21 protein-coding genes are annotated in these 18,508 nt (G+C 39.9%); 1 reads left to right on the top strand and 20 read right to left on the bottom strand.

The window, feature by feature from the left end:
- Positions 1–28 precede the first annotated feature (28 nt).
- The 18 genes from HCX62_RS03155 to HCX62_RS03070 form a co-directional block, all read right to left on the bottom strand.
- The gene (locus tag HCX62_RS03155) at positions 29–496 is read right to left on the bottom strand and encodes a SprT family protein (RefSeq protein WP_185636992.1); all 468 of its coding nucleotides are present in this window, start codon (positions 494–496) and stop codon (positions 29–31) included.
- The gene (locus tag HCX62_RS03150) at positions 496–2,673 is read right to left on the bottom strand and encodes a Tex family protein (RefSeq protein ID WP_185636991.1); all 2,178 of its coding nucleotides are present in this window, start codon (positions 2,671–2,673) and stop codon (positions 496–498) included. Before HCX62_RS03150 ends, HCX62_RS03155 begins: the two co-directional genes overlap by 1 nt.
- A 76-nt stretch (positions 2,674–2,749) precedes the next feature.
- Positions 2,750–4,375 carry a SulP family inorganic anion transporter gene (locus HCX62_RS03145; RefSeq protein WP_185636990.1) on the bottom strand — a complete coding sequence of 542 codons (1,626 nt, stop codon included), beginning with the start codon at positions 4,373–4,375 and terminating at the stop codon, positions 2,750–2,752.
- A gap of 206 nt (positions 4,376–4,581) precedes the next feature.
- Positions 4,582–5,181 (bottom strand): PP2C family serine/threonine-protein phosphatase, encoded by a 600-nt coding sequence (locus HCX62_RS03140; RefSeq protein WP_185390966.1) that lies wholly within the window; start codon positions 5,179–5,181, stop codon positions 4,582–4,584.
- Positions 5,182–5,961 (bottom strand): RNA polymerase sigma factor SigB, encoded by a 780-nt coding sequence (gene sigB, locus HCX62_RS03135; protein ID WP_003721462.1) that lies wholly within the window; start codon positions 5,959–5,961, stop codon positions 5,182–5,184. It abuts the gene before it with no gap.
- Positions 5,939–6,412 carry an anti-sigma B factor RsbW gene (rsbW, locus tag HCX62_RS03130; RefSeq protein WP_003721461.1) on the bottom strand — a complete coding sequence of 158 codons (474 nt, stop codon included), beginning with the start codon at positions 6,410–6,412 and terminating at the stop codon, positions 5,939–5,941. The genes sigB and rsbW overlap by 23 nt, the downstream gene beginning before the upstream one ends.
- Positions 6,396–6,740: an anti sigma b factor antagonist RsbV gene (rsbV, locus tag HCX62_RS03125; RefSeq protein WP_003721460.1), complete on the bottom strand. Its 345-nt coding sequence runs from the start codon at positions 6,738–6,740 to the stop codon at positions 6,396–6,398. The genes rsbW and rsbV overlap by 17 nt, the downstream gene beginning before the upstream one ends.
- Positions 6,741–6,888: 148 nt before the next feature.
- Positions 6,889–7,893, bottom strand: coding sequence for a PP2C family protein-serine/threonine phosphatase (locus tag HCX62_RS03120; RefSeq protein ID WP_185636989.1), 1,005 nt, complete (start codon positions 7,891–7,893; stop codon positions 6,889–6,891).
- A 16-nt stretch (positions 7,894–7,909) separates the two neighbouring features.
- On the bottom strand, positions 7,910–8,320 hold the full coding sequence (locus HCX62_RS03115; RefSeq protein ID WP_003738506.1) for an anti-sigma regulatory factor: 411 nt from the start codon (positions 8,318–8,320) through the stop codon (positions 7,910–7,912).
- Between the two features lie 2 nt (positions 8,321–8,322).
- Positions 8,323–8,679 carry an STAS domain-containing protein gene (locus HCX62_RS03110; protein WP_003721457.1) on the bottom strand — a complete coding sequence of 119 codons (357 nt, stop codon included), beginning with the start codon at positions 8,677–8,679 and terminating at the stop codon, positions 8,323–8,325.
- A gap of 5 nt (positions 8,680–8,684) precedes the next feature.
- The gene (rsbRA, locus tag HCX62_RS03105) at positions 8,685–9,521 is read right to left on the bottom strand and encodes an RsbT co-antagonist protein RsbRA (RefSeq protein ID WP_003721456.1); all 837 of its coding nucleotides are present in this window, start codon (positions 9,519–9,521) and stop codon (positions 8,685–8,687) included.
- Positions 9,522–9,772: 251 nt separating this feature from the next.
- On the bottom strand, positions 9,773–10,120 hold the full coding sequence (locus tag HCX62_RS03100) for a type II toxin-antitoxin system PemK/MazF family toxin (RefSeq protein ID WP_031695189.1): 348 nt from the start codon (positions 10,118–10,120) through the stop codon (positions 9,773–9,775).
- A 3-nt stretch (positions 10,121–10,123) separates the two neighbouring features.
- Complete coding sequence (locus tag HCX62_RS03095; RefSeq protein WP_003761302.1) at positions 10,124–10,402, bottom strand: CopG family ribbon-helix-helix protein; 279 nt, start codon at positions 10,400–10,402, stop codon at positions 10,124–10,126.
- Between the two features lie 206 nt (positions 10,403–10,608).
- The gene (alr, locus tag HCX62_RS03090) at positions 10,609–11,715 is read right to left on the bottom strand and encodes an alanine racemase (RefSeq protein ID WP_185636988.1); all 1,107 of its coding nucleotides are present in this window, start codon (positions 11,713–11,715) and stop codon (positions 10,609–10,611) included.
- 18 nt (positions 11,716–11,733) lie between these two features.
- Positions 11,734–12,090, bottom strand: a complete 357-nt coding sequence (gene acpS, locus HCX62_RS03085) for a holo-ACP synthase (protein ID WP_008947275.1) — start codon at positions 12,088–12,090, stop codon at positions 11,734–11,736.
- Position 12,091: 1 nt separating this feature from the next.
- The gene (hemG, locus tag HCX62_RS03080; RefSeq protein WP_185636987.1) at positions 12,092–13,471 is read right to left on the bottom strand and encodes a protoporphyrinogen oxidase; all 1,380 of its coding nucleotides are present in this window, start codon (positions 13,469–13,471) and stop codon (positions 12,092–12,094) included.
- Between the two features lie 150 nt (positions 13,472–13,621).
- Positions 13,622–15,097: a PH domain-containing protein gene (locus tag HCX62_RS03075; protein ID WP_185636986.1), complete on the bottom strand. Its 1,476-nt coding sequence runs from the start codon at positions 15,095–15,097 to the stop codon at positions 13,622–13,624.
- A complete protein-coding gene (locus HCX62_RS03070; RefSeq protein ID WP_185636985.1) occupies positions 15,090–15,572 on the bottom strand; it encodes a PH domain-containing protein in 483 nt (160 codons plus the stop codon). Before HCX62_RS03070 ends, HCX62_RS03075 begins: the two co-directional genes overlap by 8 nt.
- Positions 15,573–15,706: 134 nt before the next feature.
- Here HCX62_RS03070 and HCX62_RS03065 point away from each other — a divergent pair, with 134 nt between their 5' ends.
- Positions 15,707–16,183 (top strand): hypothetical protein, encoded by a 477-nt coding sequence (locus HCX62_RS03065; RefSeq protein WP_185636984.1) that lies wholly within the window; start codon positions 15,707–15,709, stop codon positions 16,181–16,183.
- Positions 16,184–16,225: 42 nt separating this feature from the next.
- Here the strand turns inward: HCX62_RS03065 and HCX62_RS03060 are convergent, their stop codons facing one another.
- Both HCX62_RS03060 and HCX62_RS03055 read right to left on the bottom strand, forming a co-directional pair.
- The gene (locus HCX62_RS03060; RefSeq protein ID WP_185636983.1) at positions 16,226–17,614 is read right to left on the bottom strand and encodes a collagen binding domain-containing protein; all 1,389 of its coding nucleotides are present in this window, start codon (positions 17,612–17,614) and stop codon (positions 16,226–16,228) included.
- Positions 17,615–17,731: 117 nt separating this feature from the next.
- Entirely contained in the window at positions 17,732–18,499 is a 768-nt protein-coding gene (locus tag HCX62_RS03055; protein ID WP_185636982.1) for a sugar phosphate isomerase/epimerase family protein, read from the bottom strand.
- Between the last annotated feature and the right edge of the window lie 9 nt (positions 18,500–18,508).

Genomic DNA, 18,508 nt, shown 5'->3' with positions numbered 1-18,508 from the left:
GCAGAATCCGGCGAAAATGCAAGACTTTTCATGGGTTTTCTGTATAAATTTTCTTGGAGTCCGTTTGCTTTAGTTTTCCGCCGCAACTACCACAGCGATAACGGTTCACATTAAATCTACGCTGCCTTAAAAATGACTTCCCGCAGCTTTTGCATGTATATTCATGCATCGTAATTTCACGCGGAATCGCTGCACAAAATCGTGGCGCGTCTACTTTTTTTAATAAATCTCGGAAATCTTTATCGCGATGTTGATAGCCTTTGTTCTCTAAATGGAGGTGATAATGGCATAGTTCGTGCTTCATAATGCCGATAAAGTAGTCTAATCCGAAGTTTTCCAAATACTTAGGGTTCATTTCAATATCATGACTTTTGAGTAAATAACGCCCACCAGTCGTCCGTAAACGCGCGTTAAAAACGGCTTGATGACGAAATTCTTTTTGGAAAAATTGCAGCGACACTTCTTCCATGTGTCGCTGCAATTCTGCTTGATTCATTATTTAACACTTCCATTTGGATTAAGCATCGTTAAGGCAATACGATTTTTCTTCGTATCTACTTCATCCACCCAAACCGTTACAACGTCTCCTACAGAAACGACATCCATCGGGTTTTTAACAAAAGAATTACTTAGTTTCGAAATATGCACAAGGCCGTCTTGTTTCACGCCAATATCAACAAAAGCGCCAAAATCAACCACGTTACGAACCGTTCCTTGAAGTTCCATGCCTTGTTTCAAATCTTCCATCGAAATAACATCTTGTTTTAAAAGTGGTGCTGGAAGTTCGTCACGAAGATCACGCCCAGGAGCAATTAAGTTATCAATGATATCGCGCATTGTTTCTTTACCAATGCTTAATTTCTCTGCTTCTTCTGGGATACTAAGCGCTTGTAATGCCGCTTTTAAATCTTCGCTGCCGATATCTTTTAAGCCAAAACCAGCTGCTTTAACAATTTGCTCAGCCGCCTTATAACTTTCAGGGTGAATCGCTGTTTTATCAAGCGGATTTTCGCCTTCTAAAATACGTAAGAAACCGATACTTTGTTCATATGATTTCGCACCTAGACGAGGAACTTTTTTCAACTCTTTACGAGAAGCAAACGAGCCATTTTCCTCGCGATATTTACGAATATTATTTGCAACTGTTTTATTCAAACCAGCAACATATTGTAAAAGAGAAGCGGATGCTGTATTAACGTTGACTCCGACTTGGTTAACGGCTGTTTCAACGACAAAAGTTAGCGTTTCATTTAGTCGTTTTTGAGCTACGTCATGTTGGTATTGGCCTACGCCAACAGATTTTGGATCAATTTTCACAAGTTCTGCTAATGGATCTTGCAAACGGCGTCCAATCGAAACGGCGCTACGTTCTTCTACTTGATAATCCGGGAACTCCTCACGGGCTGTTTCACTCGCGGAATACACACTCGCACCAGCTTCATTCACGATACAATAATAAGCATTAGAGTTCGATTCACGAATAACTTCCACGATAAATTGCTCCGTTTCACGCGATGCCGTTCCGTTACCAATCGCGATAACTTCTACTTGATATGTTGATAAAATTTCTGCAATTTTTTGTTTCGCTTCTGGGCGACGTGCTTTAGCCGTATGTGGATAAACAACACCGATTTCTAGCACTTTCCCCGTTTGATCTAACACAGAGAATTTACAACCTGTTCTAAAAGCCGGATCGACCCCAAGGATGATTTTCCCTTTTAAAGGTGGTTGTAATAGCAATTTGCGCAAGTTCTCGGAGAAAATATGGATGGCTTGTTCTTCACCTTTGTCTGTTAGTTCACCGCGAATTTCACGTTCAATTGCTGGACCAATAAAGCGTTTATAGGCATCTAAAATAGCTTCTTCTACATAAGGACGAGTTGCAGAATTGCGATTTTGGATAACTTTTTCAAATAAATATTGGAAGATTTTTGTTGTATCCACTTGGACTTGGACGCGTAAAATGTCTTCTTTTTCGCCGCGGTTAAAGGCAAGAATACGGTGACTAGCTACTTTGCCAATCATTTCGTTAAATTCATAATACATTTCGTACACGCCTTTTTCGTCTGCGTCGGCGTTTTTCGCTCTGGATTCAATCATCCCGAATTTGCGTGTAAAGTTACGAATCCATTCACGGAAACTAGGCTCATCACTGATTTGTTCAGCGATAATTTCATGCGCGCCGAGTAATGCAGCTTCTGCTGATTCCACTTTTTTTTCTTCTGAAATGTAGTTTGCAGCTTCTGTCAGTGGATCGGCATTGCTCGGAAAGCTCATAAGCCATTCAGCCAGTGGTTCTAAGCCTTTTTCTTTGGCAATCGTTGCTTTCGTGCGTTTCTTTTGTTTATAAGGACGATATAAATCTTCAAGCGCTTGGTGTTTTTCCGCTTTGACGATTGCGGCTCTCAGTTCGTCTGTTAATTTTCCTTGTTCAGCTATTAGGCGAATGATTTCTTCTTTACGATTTTCTAATTTCGTTACATATTCAAATGTTTCTTCAATATCGCGAATTTCAACTTCATCTAGGCTACCAGTCATTTCTTTACGGTAACGTGCGATAAATGGGACCGTGTTGCCCTCTTCCATCAATTTGATAACGGCATTAATTTGCGCTGGTTTATACGTTAGCGATTTTTGGACTAATTTCATTATTTTTTCTTGCATTTGTTCCATACTTGATAGCCTCCATTTATTTCATTATCTACTAAGTGTAACATAATTACGTTTCAACTGACAAAAGCTACCCGCCTTACTTATTTAAAGCATTTTCCGCATAACGAATCGCATCTTCGGTATGGGAAAAGAAGTGCTCTTCACCTATCCGGTCGTAAAGTCCGCTACCTTTCAGACTTTCTTTCGCCTTATCCGTTAGCCCGGTAATTAAAATTTGACCGCCTTGCTTCGAAAATTCTTTTTCAATTTGGTGGAAATAGCCTTCTGCAGTCGCATCGATAATCGGCACTTTCCCCATCCGCAAAATCAGAAATTCCGGTTTCACATGAATTGCTTTAATAATATTTTGTTGAAAAATCTGCGCTGCGCCAAAGAAAAGCGGACCACGAATCGTAAAAATACTAATTTTCTCGTGTAAATGAGGAGCAATTTCAGCGCCTTCTGGTTCAATTTCTTCGATTTGCATCGAACTGCCCATTTGTTTCGCGAAAAGAACAACCGCCAACAGCAATCCAACTTCGACCGCCACAGTCAAACTTGCAAATACGGTCAATAAAAAAGTGATAATTAGCACTAACGTATCGCCTGATTTTAGTTTGATAATGTGCTGGAAGGTTTTTCGTTCGCTCATATTCCAAGCTACCAACATTAAAATTGGCGCCATTGCTGCAATCGGAATATTAACAGCTACCGGAGCAAGCACGAGTAAAGTCAGTAATACAAAAATCCCGTGAATAACACCCGAAACACGGCTAGTCGCGCCATTATTAATATTGGTCGCCGTTCTCGCTATAGCTCCCGTTGCTGGGATCCCGCCGAACATCGGTGTAACAATATTGGCAATCCCTTGCCCGATTAGTTCGCGATTACTATTATGTTTGGTATTCGTCATTCCGTCCGCCACCACAGCTGAAAGAAGTGACTCAATCCCGCCGAGCATCGCGATAACAAAAGCCGGTCCAACGAGTTTACTCATATTCGCAAACGTCATATCAGGAAATTCAAACGGTGGAAACGTGCTAGGAATATCACCATACGCCGAGCCAATCGTTGGCAGAGCATCCGGGAAAAACAGCATCGCAATCGCTGTTGTAATCACTAGTCCAATGAGTGGCGCTGGAATTCTCGGCAAGATTTTCGGAAAAACAAATAATACAAGCATACAAATACAAGAAATGAGTATACTATAAAAATTCCATGAATCGAGATGCAACCAGATCTCTTTCATATTCGCTACAAATGATTCGTGTTTCTCCATTCCAGTTAATCCTAGGAAATTCCCCACTTGCCCCATAAAAATCGTAACAGCAATCCCTGCCGTAAATCCGATCGTCACTGGTCGAGGAATAAATTTAATCAGTGTGCCAATTTTGAAAATACCCATTAAGCATAGTAAAACCCCTGCCATCATCCCTGCTACAAGTAAATCTTGATAACCATATGTTAATACGATTCCAAGTAGTACCGGAATAAATGCGCCAGTTGGTCCGGCGATTTGAAATTTCGAACCACCAAAAATAGAAACAATAATTCCCGCTACAAAACTAGAATAGATTCCATATTCCGGACTTACTCCCGATGCAATCGCAAAGGACATCGCCAGTGGCAAGGCAATAATGCCCACGATAATACCCGCAAGCAAGTCTTTCCTAAATCTCGCCCACGTATAACCTTTTACACTATTCAATAGAACTTTCTTCAATTTGCTCCTTCTCTCTTATTTGTATTTTAATCCGCGCGAAAAAAACGCAAAGCAATTTGGCTTCACGCTTACTAAGTGACATTTATCACATGATTAAGTATAAAAAACTAGCGCTCTATTCTAATATACCATAAATAGACCCTGTTCTCACACCCAATCTGAAAAAAACACCTTTCAAACCATCACTAGTTTAAAAGGTGTTATTATTATTCTGGAAATTTGCCAACCATGAACGTTACATCATCTGTTGGAATATCCAATATATTTCGCTCAATTAAATGTCCAATTTTCACTACACAAAGTGGCGATTCTAGGCTTTTTCGAACGCGAGATAAAACAAGACCATCTGAATGCATCAAAAACTTACTGCCTGGTTTGTATTTAAAAGATTGCAACCGATACTTCTGTTTTCTACCTGATAAAAAACCAGAGCCAGAAAGTGGAAAAATAAGTTTATCTTCTATGCCAATCATATAAAAACGAATATTGCCCATGCCGGTATAATGAAGTGTTTTCGTTAAGTAGTCACCTTTGATAATGGCAATTGCAGCACCACGCAAGCCAGAGACAGCCTGGTTCGCTTTTTCAAGCATTTCTGTAATGTCTGCATGGATATCTTCTTTGATGGCGTCAACGGTCGCTTTGGCCGCTCTATTGGCTTCAAGACCACTTCCAAGCCCATCCGAAAGAACATACAGAAAACCATTTTCGTCCTCATGGGTATAATAAACATCCCCGCAGTATTGTTGTAATGCTTTAGAACGTTGAAATACAAATAAATTATTTGATTCAACCGCCTTGTTCATTTACTCCACTTCCTCATTCTGCAACGCCTCTCGAAGTTTTTTAATAGCTTGACGTTGGATTCTAGACACATGCATTTGTGATATATCGAGTAGTTCACCAGTTTCTTTTTGACTGCGATTTTCAATGAATGTATATTGCAAAATCTTCTGTTCTCGCTCATCTAAAACAGGGAGAACTTTCTCTAAAAGCATACGTTGATTTACACGTTCAAATCCATCATCAGTACCACCAACAACATCAAGTAACGTAATGGTACTTCCATCCGAATCAGCTTCAATCGAATGATCTACAGAAAGTGCTTGGTAGCTTTTCCCCATTTCCATTGCTTCTAAAACTTCTTCTTCCGTGACTCCGATGAAATCAGCAATATCGCTAATTTGAGGTGAGCTTTGTAGTTCTCTCGTCAGCTCTTCTACAGCGTTTTTAATTTTCGGTCCCAATTCCTTGATTCGGCGTGGCACATGAACACTCCACGTTTTATCACGTAAAAATCGTTTAATTTCACCAACAATTGTTGGCACGGCAAATGCTTCAAAGCTTTTTCCAAACGTTGCATCATATCTTCTAATAGCTCCAAGTAAACCAATATTCCCAACTTGAACTAAATCTTCATGAAAAGATTTACCTTGGGAATATTTGCGCGCAATGGATTCTACTAAATTTTTATAATGAACAACTAAATTATACTGGGCATCTTGGTCGCCATTTTCTTGGTAAGCGGCAATCCAAATATAGACTTTTTCTTTGGCTTCTTTATCAGGTTGAGATACTTTTGGCATTCTCCTCCACCTGCTTTTCATTAATATATTTGGTCATTACGACAGAAACCCCTTCATCGTAATAAAGTTTCACGTCATCCATTAATGTTTCAATTAAAAATAAACCTAGCCCACCGATACGCATCATCTCCGCATCCTCGCCCACATCATATGGGCCAATTTCTTGTTTACGGGTTTCTAGGTCGAAGCTTGTGCCGTTATCGGAAACACGAACTTCTAGCTTATCTTCATAAATAAGATATTCGACTGTGATCTCGCCATCTTCTTCCCCTTTAAATGCATGCTTTACGGAATTAGTGATGGCTTCACTTACAGCTATTTTCAAATCTTCAATTGCTTCATAAGAAAATCCTGCGCGACTTGCAATTCCTGATAATGAAAGTCTACCTAAACTTACATATTCAGGCTTGGCAGGAAGTTGTAATGTAATTTTGTCATGCATTGTTGCCATTCATTTCACCCTCTACATTTTTGATTTCGATGATATCTGACAATCCTGTGATTTCAAACAATCGGAAAAGTCGGTCGCTTAAACCAAACAAGACAAGTTCACTTTGGCGTTGACGTAAGCTTTTGAAAGCCCCTACAAATACGCCTAATCCGGTGCTATCCATGTAACTCACTTCTGTTAAATCGATTCGAAGTACAATACCCTCTTTTACTTGATATACTTCTAGTGCTTCTTTTACCTTTGGCGCTGTATAAGCATCGATCTCCCCAGCAACAAATATGTCTATGTGGTCAGTATCACGTTCTTTTATTTCTATACTAATATTCATCACTTCACCCCATCTAATTTAAGTATACTGTCGATTTTACCCTAACAAATAAAATTAAAACATTCAAAAATAAAAACGCTCCACCCTTTAAATACGTTTACTCACCAGTAAATGCTCTCTAAAGAATGAGGTACGTCTTCACTTCTTCTTATTTAGTTCGTTTAATACAAATAAGTGTAAAGTCATCATGCAACTCAAAGTTTTGCATTTTAACTAACTGATCATAAATCGCATGAACCATTTTTTCAGCAGATAATGAAATATGCGCTGCTATAATTTCTGTTAACTCTTCACGTTCAATAAAACCATTGGCTGTTCTTGTTTCGGTTACACCATCCGACATAATAAATACGGCATCGCCCACTTCAATTCTCTTATCAAATTGACGATAGACGGCGTTTTTATCCACACCGAGTGGTAAACCTTTGGCATATAAATCAGAAAAAGTGTTCTCTTTATGTTGGTAATATAAGCCCAGTTCGTGTCCGGCTGAACCATATTCAAACAAATGTGTATCTTCGTGATAAAGCCCGTAAAACATCGTAATAAACATGTTGTCGTTAATATTTTCTTCCGCTACTTGGTTTAGCGATTCGAGTACGATAGATGGTTTTCTATCATCTCCCGTCATTCCAGCAAGTGCATATTTTATCATGGAAATGCTAAATGCAGCTGGAATTCCTTTACCAATAACGTCTGCCAAAGCGATACCGATTTGCTTGTCGCCTTCTTCTGTAAAGCTATAGTAGTCACCGCTCATTTGTCTAGCTGCGACACTGATAACACCAAAATCAAGTTCGTCGTGTTCCGGTACTTCTGTTTTCATTAACGTTTTTTGCATATCTTCTGCTTGAGCGATTTCACTACGTAATTCTTTTTGCTCGGTTCTTAAACTTAGATGTTCCATATAAGCTAAGCCGTAGCCTACCATCATTTCTAGTAGTACATCAAATGATAATCGTACAAAATCTGGCAGCTGGTTTCCGTAAAGTTCAAGAACCGAGCGATGCAAATGGACAATTTCTTCTGGTGATACTCGCTCTTCCATAGCTTCTCTGGATAATTTTTCGCAAGTATAAAGAATTTCTTCATCTTGATGTTCTAAATATTGAATTAGAATATCACGGTATTTTCCCTCAAAAGCTTTTTCCATTTTTTTCTAGCTCTCCTTACCGAACCCATTTCGTTGTTGTAATTACCGTTCCTTTAGAATCGCCTTCAATACTGGATTCAATATCAAAACTGTCCATTAAACGTTTGACTCCTGGGAGACCTGCTCCAAGACCGCCCGAAGTTGTATAACCGTCCTGCATTACTTTTCTAATGTCTACAATTCCTGGGCCTTTATCTTTGGCAACAATAATCATACCTTGCTTGCCAGACTCACTTACTTTTTCGATACAGATTTCTCCTCGTCCAGCATAGAGGAAAATATTTCTTGCTAATTCACTGATGGCAGTTGTAATTCTTGCTTGGTCAACTGTTCCAAAGCCAATTTCTTTGGATATTTTTCTACCTAGTTGCCTTGCAGCTACAATGTCCCATTCATTAATTATCTTTACACAGGATTGGAATGTCATGTTCATTCCCCCAATTCCTGTTTAAGTTTTTCCAGGCCACTCTCAAGGTCCATCGCCGAAAGTACTCCACTAAACGTAATTCCGAGTTCAATTAGTGTAATCGCAACTGCTGGCTGTATCCCAGTTACAACCACTTTTGCACCCATCAATTTAGACATACTAACTACGTCCCCAAGAATTTTTGCAATAAATGAATCAATAAAATCGATGGAAGTTATGTCAATAACTACTCCTCTGGCCGACGTTTCATGGATTTTTGCAAGTAAGTCTTCCTGGAATTCTACCGCAGTATGATCATCTAATTCACTCTGGATAGAAATTAATAAACATTCACCTAACTTTAAGATTGGTATCCCCACAGTATTCACCCCTCTTTTTCTACTATCTCTCTGTTCGTCAAGGCTAGCGCACGCTCCATGCCTTTTTTCATTGTGTTGGTCGTGATAATTTGATCTAATTCAATTCCCAAGTTCACGATGGTTTGCGCAATTTCTGGTCTAATACCTACAAGCATTGCCTGACAGCCGACAAGTCTAACTGCTTCGGACGCTTGAATGATATGGTGCGCAACCATTGTATCAACAACAGGAACTCCCGTAATATCAATCAAAACCACTTCTGACCGATTTTTTACAACACCTATTAACAAGTTTTCTATGATTAACTTCGCTCTTTCTGTGTCAATCGTTCCAATTAGAGGCATTACAGAAATTTTTTCAAATATTGGCAAAAGTGGTGCCGATAATTCCTGAAGTGCACTTTTTTGGATAGAAACTGTCTTTTCCCACGTATCCGCGTAGGCTGTGACCACTTTGTTATACATGGAGGAAAGCCATGTTTCAAAGCGATAATAGGCATCATCTTCTGGTTTCTCTTCTCTCTTTAAGAATAAATCTTCGTCTCTCATTGCTGTATATACTAAAAGCCCAAACACACGTAGGCCTGTGGTGACAAAATGAATTGGCCAACCTAAGTGGACCACTTTTTCTGCAAAATCATCTAGTTTTTCATTGAATTTCGAGCCGTTTTCAGTAACGTTTGAGACAATTAAATCAACAAATTCTTTGCTCGTCTCTTCGTACATTGCTTCTTTGGCAATGTCGTTGATTAGCTGATCTGATTGTTTCTCCATTTCGTTCATCCAGTCATTCAGTAAGTCTGCTTTATTAGTACGGATGAAGTTTGCAAAATCTTTATACATCAGTTATTTTCCAACCTTTCTCCACTATTAACCAAATTTTCTCTTTTACTCTGCGGTTTGATTAACTAGCTTTTGAAAAAAAGACATTAGAAACAAATTTAGCGAGTATGTTGATACGCGTTGTTTGTAGGTTTCTGATGTCCTCACTGTTTCTCAAAAGCAGTTAATTATTTCATTATGTATTAAACTATTTTTTTACGTCAGACCCGTTTGCCCTGCATTCATCATTTTATGTTATTTTTTAGGATGGATTAGAATTCTACTACTCCTAGACTAACTTCGAGTGCCTTGTTTACCTTGGCCATTAACTCTTCGTCCAAATGTGTAATTTTATCTGTCAGGCGCTGTTTGTCAATCGTTCTAATTTGTTCCAAAAGAATGACAGAATCTCTCTCAAAGCCATCTTTACGAGTAGCTTCCACGTGAGTTGGCAGTTTTGCTTTTTGAATCTTTGCAGTTATTGCTGCCACAATCACAGTTGGACTGAATCGATTTCCAATATCATTTTGAATGATGAGAACAGGCCTTATTCCCCCTTGCTCGCTTCCGACCACGGGGGAAAGGTCCGCGTAGTATACGTCACCACGCTTCACCATCAGCCATTAACCTCCTAAAATACTAATATTCCTGTCTTCTGCTTCTGCCTCGACATGAGTACACTCGCATGCAATAGCGAAATTAATTGTCGCCATTTCTGCATAACCGCGTTCCATCTCGTCTCTTAATTCGCGAGCCCTTTTCTCTTGTAAAAATTGTTGCGTTGCTTCCATTATAACTTCACTCCGCCCCATTTTTTCTTTTTCTACAACTACGTCGAGTTCTTGTACCATTTCCTGTGTCAGTTCTACGGATATTATCATCCGCTTTTCTTTCTCTAACACGTGTCACACCCCCAAAGCCTCGTACCTGTAAGTAACAACTATATCGTACCATTATCACGCCATGAAGAAAAGAGTTATTTCGCATTTTATTGTTAAGAAAGTTACAGTTCTAGTTGAGGTTACTCCCTTAAGTCCTATATATAGCTATAAAGTTTCATATGTTAGATTATAAACGCTTCTACTAAAAAAAGCACGAATATTACCTTTTAATGGATGTATTTCCTTGGTATTCTTTCAGTTAGCAAACAAGTAACTTCATAATTAATTGTATCTAGGTATTCCGCTGCATCATCTGCTGTTATCGTGTTTCCATGATCTGTACCAATTATCGTTACTTTTGAACCAGTTTGAAATTCGCGCGGAAGTTTTATGATTGTTTGGTCCATACATACTCTTCCGATGATTGGAGCATGCTCTCCGTCTACTAAAACGTGAAAACCACTATAATGCCGAATAAGTCCGTCTGCGTAACCAATTGGCAAAGTTGCGACCCATTCTCGTTCTGTTGCTGTGTAGGTTGCCCCGTAGCTAACACTATCACCTGGTGCAAGTTCTTTCACAAGTACCATTTCAGTATAAAGTGCGAGTGCTGCTTTCAGCTCGAATGGCAAACTCATTTTAATTTCTTTGGAAGGCGTTAATCCGTACATCGAAATGCCAAAACGAATCGCATCGAAATTCATTTGCGGCTGTAATAATGAAGCTGCGGAATTTGCTGTGTGGACGAATGTCGGGCGTTCTTTTAGGCTCGCTAAAATCGTCGTAAATTTAGCTAATTGTTGCTCGAAATAACTAGTTTCTAGTTGGTCGGCTGTCGCAAAATGCGTGTAAATACCTTCTAGTTGTAGTTGCTTATTTTCAGCTATCGTTGCTTCGATGTGTCGTGCTTCTTCCGCGCTACGAATACCAAGGCGCCCCATGCCACTATCCACTTTTAAATGAATCTGTAATGGTGCTTCTAACGCTAAGTTGTCTAGCCAGTCTTCTCTGAAAACGGTAAGCGAAATATGATTTTTTGCTGCGAGATTGGCGTCTTCTTGGCTGGTTGCACCTAATACGAGAATAAAGTCGGCTTGAAACCCAGCTTCGCGAAGGGCAAGAGCCTCATCTAAAATAGCAACGCAAAAACCTTTAGCGCCTGCTTCTTTCGCGGTTTTGGCTACTTCAATAATACCGTGGCCGTAAGCATTGGCCTTTACAACTGCCCATAATGCGACATTTTCAGGTAATTGCTTTTGTTCGTTTTTTATATTTTCGCGAATTGCTGCGCGGTCTATTTCAATCCATGTTGGACGATGCCAGCCTGTCACCATGATTGTTCACTTTCCTTTCTATATTTCAATAATCACTTGCGCTGCGGCTGATCTGGCTGTGTGGGTAATACTTACAAAAACATTTTCGCCCGGTTTGGCTGGTAAGGTAACGTGTGGCCGGCCATCTTCTACTTGCAAAATTTCCACATCAGTAAAGCTTAAATGTTTCCCAAAGCCAGTTCCATTTGCTTTGGCGTATGCTTCTTTGGCAGCAAAACGTCCAGCTAAAAATTCAATTTTACGGCTACCTTCATATTTTTCAAATTGCTTAATTTCTTTTTCTGTTAAAACGCGTTCGATAAAGCGTGGATTCTTCTCTACCACTTGTTTTACGCGATCTAAATCAATCATATCTAGTCCAATTCCTTTAATCATGTTACACCTCTTCCAAGTAATCTGCTAATTCAGTAACGGCCGATTGTGCTCCCGCGATGCAATCCGGAATACCGACGCCTTCATAACTCATTCCAGCAAAATAAACGCCTGGGTAATCTGCCTGGATATTCTTTTTCAATTGTTTTAAACGGTCTTGATGGTTGACTAAGTATTGCGGCATCGCTGATTTCATTCGACTCACTTCATAAAAAAGTGGTGCGGCGTGGAGGTCCATTATTTCCGCGTAATCCGACAGAACTGCCGTAACAATTGCTTCATCACTTGCTTGTTCTAACCATGTTTCCCCAGCTTTTCCAACGAAGCCGCGGAGTAACATTTTATTTTTCGGTACCATATGCGGCCATTTTTTCTGAACCCATGTGCAAGCGGTGGTTTTATACGGCGCGGTTCGAGCCACTAAGTAACCCGTTCCATCTGGCAAAATCGGCACATCTTTTTCATTATATGCGAGCGAAACAGTTGCGAGTGTCGTAAGTGGCTGTCCCGCAAATGGTTCGGTAGTTGTTTCTGCTAGTAAATGAATTAGCGCATCATGTGTGGCGGCAATAATCACGCCATCTGCTTCCATTTTAGTTCCATCTGCAAAAGCAATTTCGTAAGAGCGATTCTTTTTCGCGATATGGGTTGCTTGTTTCGCTGTATGCAAGTTTTCCGGTGGTAGCGCGTCCGCAACCGCTTTTGGCAACGTATCTAGTCCACCTTCTAATGTTCGAAAAGCGCCAATTGTCGCCTTTGTGCCTGTCGTCTGCATGCTGCTTTCTTTCAAGCCATCCATAAGATTGCCGTACTTTTTAACAGCCTGTTCAAACTGTGGAAAAGTGGCGCGCAAACTCATTTTATAAATATCACCCGCGTAAATTCCTGATAATAGCGGTTCGATGATTGTTTTCACTAATTCTTTGCCAAAACGTGCTTCAAAAAAATCGCCAAGAGCTTGATCATTTTGTTGATTGTTTGGCTCAATGGTTGGTTCTTGCAATGCCCGCGCTTTGCCAATTTCTGATACGAGTGTGCTTGCTAGCAAGGCCTGTTTATCGGTTGGAATTCCCATCACCGAGCCTTCTGGAATCGGATGGAGCGCTTTTTCGTGATAAATATACGACCTTCCCGTCGCGTTAGCAATCAGTTTATCTTCAAGACCTAAGTCCGTAACTAATCCCACACCAGCTGGCTTTCTAGCTAAAAAGGAATCCGGCCCTTTTTCAATTAAAAATCCGTCACGTTTGACCGTTTTAAATTTACCGCCTAATTTTTCGTCTTTTTCTACTAATTCCCATGTATAATTCGGATGTGTTTTTTGTAATTCATACGCTGCTGCAAGCCCTGATAAGCCGCCTCCGATAATGACTATATGTTTCACTACTTAACCAATCCCCTCTAACTACTCTATCGTTTATTCTATCTATTTTACCAGATTTCCTCGTAATTGAACAAAAAATAAAAGAACACCCACCCCTGAAAAATCGTGCGCTTATTTCAGCAGATTTTTCGCGAATGGAATGTTCTCTTTTTAGTTGGTTGTTTTGGATGGGCTGTACCAGTTGTAAATAGCGATGGCTTGATCTTGGTGTATATAGCGAACGTAGGCCTCCGCGCTCGTACTTCCGGATTTAAGCCAAACATTTAAGTGGCTAGATTCGCCCTTCTCCATCCAAATGCTCTGTCTTAACCGCAAGCCTTGGATTCGTTCTTTGCGGATGATGTGCGTTAATTTGGAAAAAATCGGCCGCGACTGGACGAGTAGTGTGTTGTTATCTGTGAAAACGCCTGTCGCGCGGTAGCTGGCTATTGCTTTTATCCCCGCTAAAACTGGCAAAATAATGCTAATTAAGCCGAGTGGGAAAAATAATATACTTGCAAGAGCGGCCGGGATGATTGTCCAGATTAAGTAAATTCGTAAAAATCTGCGCAAACTGATCTTTGGTGCGCGTTCCATTGTTTCCATTTCGAATAAATAATCTGGTAGCATTTCTTTTAGTGTTTCTAAGGCTAGCTCTTTTTTCATAATCGGTAAGAGCAAAATGTCGCCGGATTGTTTTTCATCGCCAGAGTTACCGGCTGTAATAACTTTGACCGCAACCAAGCCGAGCATTTGTCGTAATGGGGATTCGATGATGGTAATCCCTTGAATACGCGCCAGTGAAATTGTCGTGTGATTGCGTTCTAGTAACCCTTTTTCCACGACAAGCGAATTGGGATATTTCATCAGTTTGAACTGGAAATATTTGAATAAGGTCGTCACAATCGAAATGCCCCATAATACTAAAAGAATGAGGACAATTAAAACGATCAGCACGATGACGCCCAATTTCCATAGTTGTTCGGCTTGCGCTTCCATCCAGTCGGTCGGAATGACTTCGCGGAATTGTTGCATGAACGCAAGGACGATGAGGAGTGTTCCGAAAACGCCGCCGGATGTTACGGCCATTAGGATGAGTTGTTTTGTTTGTAGCATGACGGTTTTTTCTGGTGTTTCGACTACTTCAACTGCTGGTTCCTCGGTTTCTGGCGTGACTTCTTGAATCGCTGCTTTTTTACCGTCGCGTAAATCTTTTAGTTCATCAACCACGCCTACAGGAACAGCGACTAAATCGGCTTCTGCTTTTCCTTTGCCACCAGCTGTTTCGATTAAAACTTGGCAGACATTAAACGGGATAAAGAAAAACCACTGCTTCTTTTGGACGGTTTGAATGCGTTCGTATGGTATGTATGTATTTTTCCGGAAAATCAAACCGTATTTAATGCGAATTCCTTGGTCTTCCAGTGTGTATTTATATGTAATGTATTTTAAAACGGCCGGGGTTAAAATGAGCAAAATAACGACGACAATAATCAAATATACCGCCCAGTTTGGCAAGTAACCATTGCTATTAACTGCCCGAAAAACAGAAAATAAACCAACGACGATTGGCACAATATTGCGCCTTACGTTCGTGATAATTTCTTTAATTAAGGCGATTGGATGGAGGCGTCTTTCTTCAAACATCTTCTTTCGCCACCTTCACAAGTTCAAGGATATGATGTCTAAGTTCATCCGACTCGCACTCGTTTACCGCTTCAATTTTATGTGTCCTTGCTGCTGTTGTAATCGATAAGGAAACTAATTTTTGTCTTCTCAGTAGTGGGCCTTGCTCTGTTTCCACGTGTTGAATGCGAATCATCGGAATTAAGACACGACTTCTAAAAATGATACCGTGCTGAATTTCCATTTCGTCTGGTTTAATCTGATAGCTCCAACGTGCAAAACGAAACGGAATAATGAATAAGTAGATAAATGCAGCATAGACAGCGGTCAAGCCAAAGCCAATCGCGCTCCACCAAACCGAAACTTCTGCATAATACAAAATAATCGCTGCTGCAACCGAACAAAGCAGAAAAACTAGGACCGCAATTCCCTCTGTTTGCCGCCAAACTGTTTTAATTTTCTCCGGTAATTTCTTTTCTAAATTTTCAAGTTCCATTGCTCTACTCCTTTTTTCTTTTTATCTTACGTTAATAATTGCTAAATTGGAAGCGATCTTTTTAAAAGTATCATGTTTTATTCATAGTTTGTTCATATTTGTTTTTTATAATGTATTAAGAAGAGGTGAGGATAATGAAGAAAAAAGGTTATATTCTAGTAATAATTGCGCTTTTGTCGTTAACGCTAAACTGGCTTCCAGAAATAGCCCACGCGCAAAAAGAAACAACAGAAACCACTTATACAACGGCAACAACGAGCGAATTAATGGAAATGTTTCTCCCTTATTCTATTCAAGATCCTTATATTGAAACGATGAAAAACAGCGCGGAATTAATGTTCGTAACCGAAACCGCAGCAACGATTACCGCCACAACCAATAATAAAACGCAAACAATTGCTGGTAGCACCGAAAACCATCAATTTACTTTAGATAATTTACAACCCGGAAATAATTTAGTTACGATTACAGCGACAATGGCTGACGGAAAGACTGAAAGCAAAACCATCACGATTAACCTTCCAGAAAAGCCAAAGAAAGGCTCGAAAACATTCCATGATTCTTCTAAAAACCAAATGGTGACGCAGCGGAAAAAAGGTCATCTTTTATAAAAAAACAGGAAGCGCTTGAGTAAAATCAGCGCTTCCTTTTCTTTAATTTCTACGTCCAAATGTAAAACCAAGTGCAATCAAGCTTAACCCTGTCACAAATGGAATGAGTGGATTGCTGTCCCCTGTATGCGGCAACGTACCTGTCGCACCGCCGCTCACAACCCCATCTACTCTCGTTGTGCTTGTCACTTTTTGCACTGGTGGAACGGTGATTTTTGATAGCAATGTTTTTTCAATCGTTAATTGTAGTTTTTGTCCTGCTTGTAATGTGTCTGAAGTAAGATTATTCCAGTCTTTTATTTCTGAAACGGTGACATCGAATTTTTTCGCTACACCCGGTAATGTATCGCCGCTTTTCACTTTGTAAATGACTTTGATTTTGCCATTTTGTTCGGAATCTTTGACAACTTCCAGTGGGCCAAAGTCTGTTTCGACTGTTTTTTCAATCGGCTGCTTTTCGGCTGGGATGAATGGTGGTTCTTCTTTGACTGGTGGTGCAGTTCCTGAGCCTTGTCCGCCACTGCTGTAATCATTAACCGTTGCATTCCTTGAAACTGGATCTAAATTGTCACCAGAAAGAGTTGCTTTATTCGTATAGCTTTTTTGTTTTGTCGTAATTTTCGTATCGTAAGTAATGACGACAGATTGATTGTTTAATGTGCCGATTGACAGTTCGAAATTACGGTCAGGATCTAGTGTAATTGGTTGGATATTTGTTGTGATGACTTTTTTATTGGCATCTCTGTATTTGATTGTCGCGCTTCCGACCAGATTTTGACCTGAACCAAGCGTGTCGGTATAAATCGCATTATCAATTGGCGTTAATGCATTATTTAAAGTAACCGTCCAATGTAAAATGCTGTTGTCTTTATCGTCCATTCGTCCTTGTTTAAAAACGATTGTCGGCGAGCCAGTTCCACCGCCCGTATTCACTTTGCCAATAAAAGCATTTATCGTTTCGGTCGTATTGTTCACAGGAAATAGAATTGGATTTACTTGATCCGTTTGAATATTTTTGCTGTTGAAAGTGGCGTTATAAAATAGGCTACCTTTTAAATCTGTATGTGTATTGACGTAATCTGTAAAAGTTAATGTGATAGTTCCCGTTGTTGGGTCGATTGTTGCATTTGCGATGGTGTTTCCTGCTGTATCACTTACAGGAAATGCGCCAAAATTAATTAATTTCAGCTGATCGGGAATGGTTAATGTCATTGTTTCTCCGCTAGTAACAGGTTGTGTAATCGCAAAATCGTACGCCACTCGCACCCTACTATTTTCTTTAAAATTCGTCGCTGCTTCCCCGTTTTGATTTTGTAAAGATACCTTTGTAAAAAAGCTACTACCATAATCTGTTGCAGCTTCTGCTTTTGGACTTAAAAATCCACTTGCAATTAATAATAGGATTGCAAAAAATAGCCATCTTTTTTTCATTTGTTTCATTCCCCCTTAAAACATCTATCTTTATAGTTCCCAAAACACGCTTGTTAAAAACGGTACAAAGATTTTTGCGCACGAAAAAACGCCAGAATAATTCTGACGTTTCTTTTTTTATAGATGTAATAAGTAGTGATAACTTGCTTCTAACGTTTCGAACATATCGCGTTTGGATCTATCTTGCTCGATGCAGTAGTATTCGACCCCATTTGTTTCGCCCCATTTCATAATAGCGCGGAAATCCACTTCGCCTTCACCCATTTCAACAAGGTTATTGTCCATATCTTCTAGTTCGAAACCGCTCACAAAGTCTTTCATATGAACAATTGGCGCGCGACCACTGTAACGCTTGATAAATTCGACTTCATCATGTCCAGCTGCTCTTATCCAGTAAGTATCCGGTTCGGCATAAATACAAATGCCATTGACTGGATCCGTAATATAATCCATCACCCTACGCCCATCGATACATTCGTTAAAATCATATTCTGGATTGTGCAAACCGATGCGAAAACCAAGTTCATGGAGCTTTTCTGCCGCATGAATCAATGCAGCTTTTGTTGCCGTGTAGCCCGCTGTTGTTTGGTCCTCTTCTTCGATATATTTATCAAAGACAGTTTTACAATCGAAGTAATAGGCTTCTTCAATAATTCCGTCCAAATCGGTCATAAAACGGTCGTGCTTGATGTGCATGCCAATCACTTTTAACTCATATTTTTGTAGTAAACGGCGCACCTCTGCAGGGTCATTGCCACGCATACCATCGAGTTGCACATAACGAAAGCCGATTTCATGAATTTTCTTGAGCGTACCTTCTAAATCGCGCTCCATTTCTTTTCGAACAGAATAAAGTTGGACTGCCATTTTTTCTTTCATAGCCATTTTTTCTCC

It is taken from the genome of Listeria swaminathanii (genome assembly GCF_014229645.1).
Classification (GTDB): domain Bacteria; phylum Bacillota; class Bacilli; order Lactobacillales; family Listeriaceae; genus Listeria; species Listeria swaminathanii.
Note: the sequence above shows the minus strand (reverse complement) of the source record. Positions and strands in the feature narration are given on the sequence as shown.

What these genes read in the sequence shown, in the direction of transcription:
- HCX62_RS03155 (WP_185636992.1), bottom strand. Translation starts at nt 496, where the DNA reads ATGAATCAAGCAGAATTGCAGCGACACATGGAAGAAGTGTCGCTGCAA.
- HCX62_RS03150 (WP_185636991.1), bottom strand. Translation starts at nt 2,673, where the DNA reads ATGGAACAAATGCAAGAAAAAATAATGAAATTAGTCCAAAAATCGCTA.
- HCX62_RS03140 (WP_185390966.1), bottom strand. Translation starts at nt 5,181, where the DNA reads ATGAACAAGGCGGTTGAATCAAATAATTTATTTGTATTTCAACGTTCT.
- sigB (WP_003721462.1), bottom strand. Translation starts at nt 5,961, where the DNA reads ATGCCAAAAGTATCTCAACCTGATAAAGAAGCCAAAGAAAAAGTCTAT.
- rsbW (WP_003721461.1), bottom strand. Translation starts at nt 6,412, where the DNA reads ATGGCAACAATGCATGACAAAATTACATTACAACTTCCTGCCAAGCCT.
- rsbV (WP_003721460.1), bottom strand. Translation starts at nt 6,740, where the DNA reads ATGAATATTAGTATAGAAATAAAAGAACGTGATACTGACCACATAGAC.
- HCX62_RS03120 (WP_185636989.1), bottom strand. Translation starts at nt 7,893, where the DNA reads ATGGAAAAAGCTTTTGAGGGAAAATACCGTGATATTCTAATTCAATAT.
- HCX62_RS03115 (WP_003738506.1), bottom strand. Translation starts at nt 8,320, where the DNA reads ATGACATTCCAATCCTGTGTAAAGATAATTAATGAATGGGACATTGTA.
- rsbRA (WP_003721456.1), bottom strand. Translation starts at nt 9,521, where the DNA reads ATGTATAAAGATTTTGCAAACTTCATCCGTACTAATAAAGCAGACTTA.
- alr (WP_185636988.1), bottom strand. Translation starts at nt 11,715, where the DNA reads ATGGTGACAGGCTGGCATCGTCCAACATGGATTGAAATAGACCGCGCA.
- acpS (WP_008947275.1), bottom strand. Translation starts at nt 12,090, where the DNA reads ATGATTAAAGGAATTGGACTAGATATGATTGATTTAGATCGCGTAAAA.
- HCX62_RS03075 (WP_185636986.1), bottom strand. Translation starts at nt 15,097, where the DNA reads ATGTTTGAAGAAAGACGCCTCCATCCAATCGCCTTAATTAAAGAAATT.
- HCX62_RS03070 (WP_185636985.1), bottom strand. Translation starts at nt 15,572, where the DNA reads ATGGAACTTGAAAATTTAGAAAAGAAATTACCGGAGAAAATTAAAACA.
- HCX62_RS03065 (WP_185636984.1), top strand. Translation starts at nt 15,707, where the DNA reads ATGAAGAAAAAAGGTTATATTCTAGTAATAATTGCGCTTTTGTCGTTA.
- HCX62_RS03060 (WP_185636983.1), bottom strand. Translation starts at nt 17,614, where the DNA reads ATGAAAAAAAGATGGCTATTTTTTGCAATCCTATTATTAATTGCAAGT.
- HCX62_RS03055 (WP_185636982.1), bottom strand. Translation starts at nt 18,499, where the DNA reads ATGGCTATGAAAGAAAAAATGGCAGTCCAACTTTATTCTGTTCGAAAA.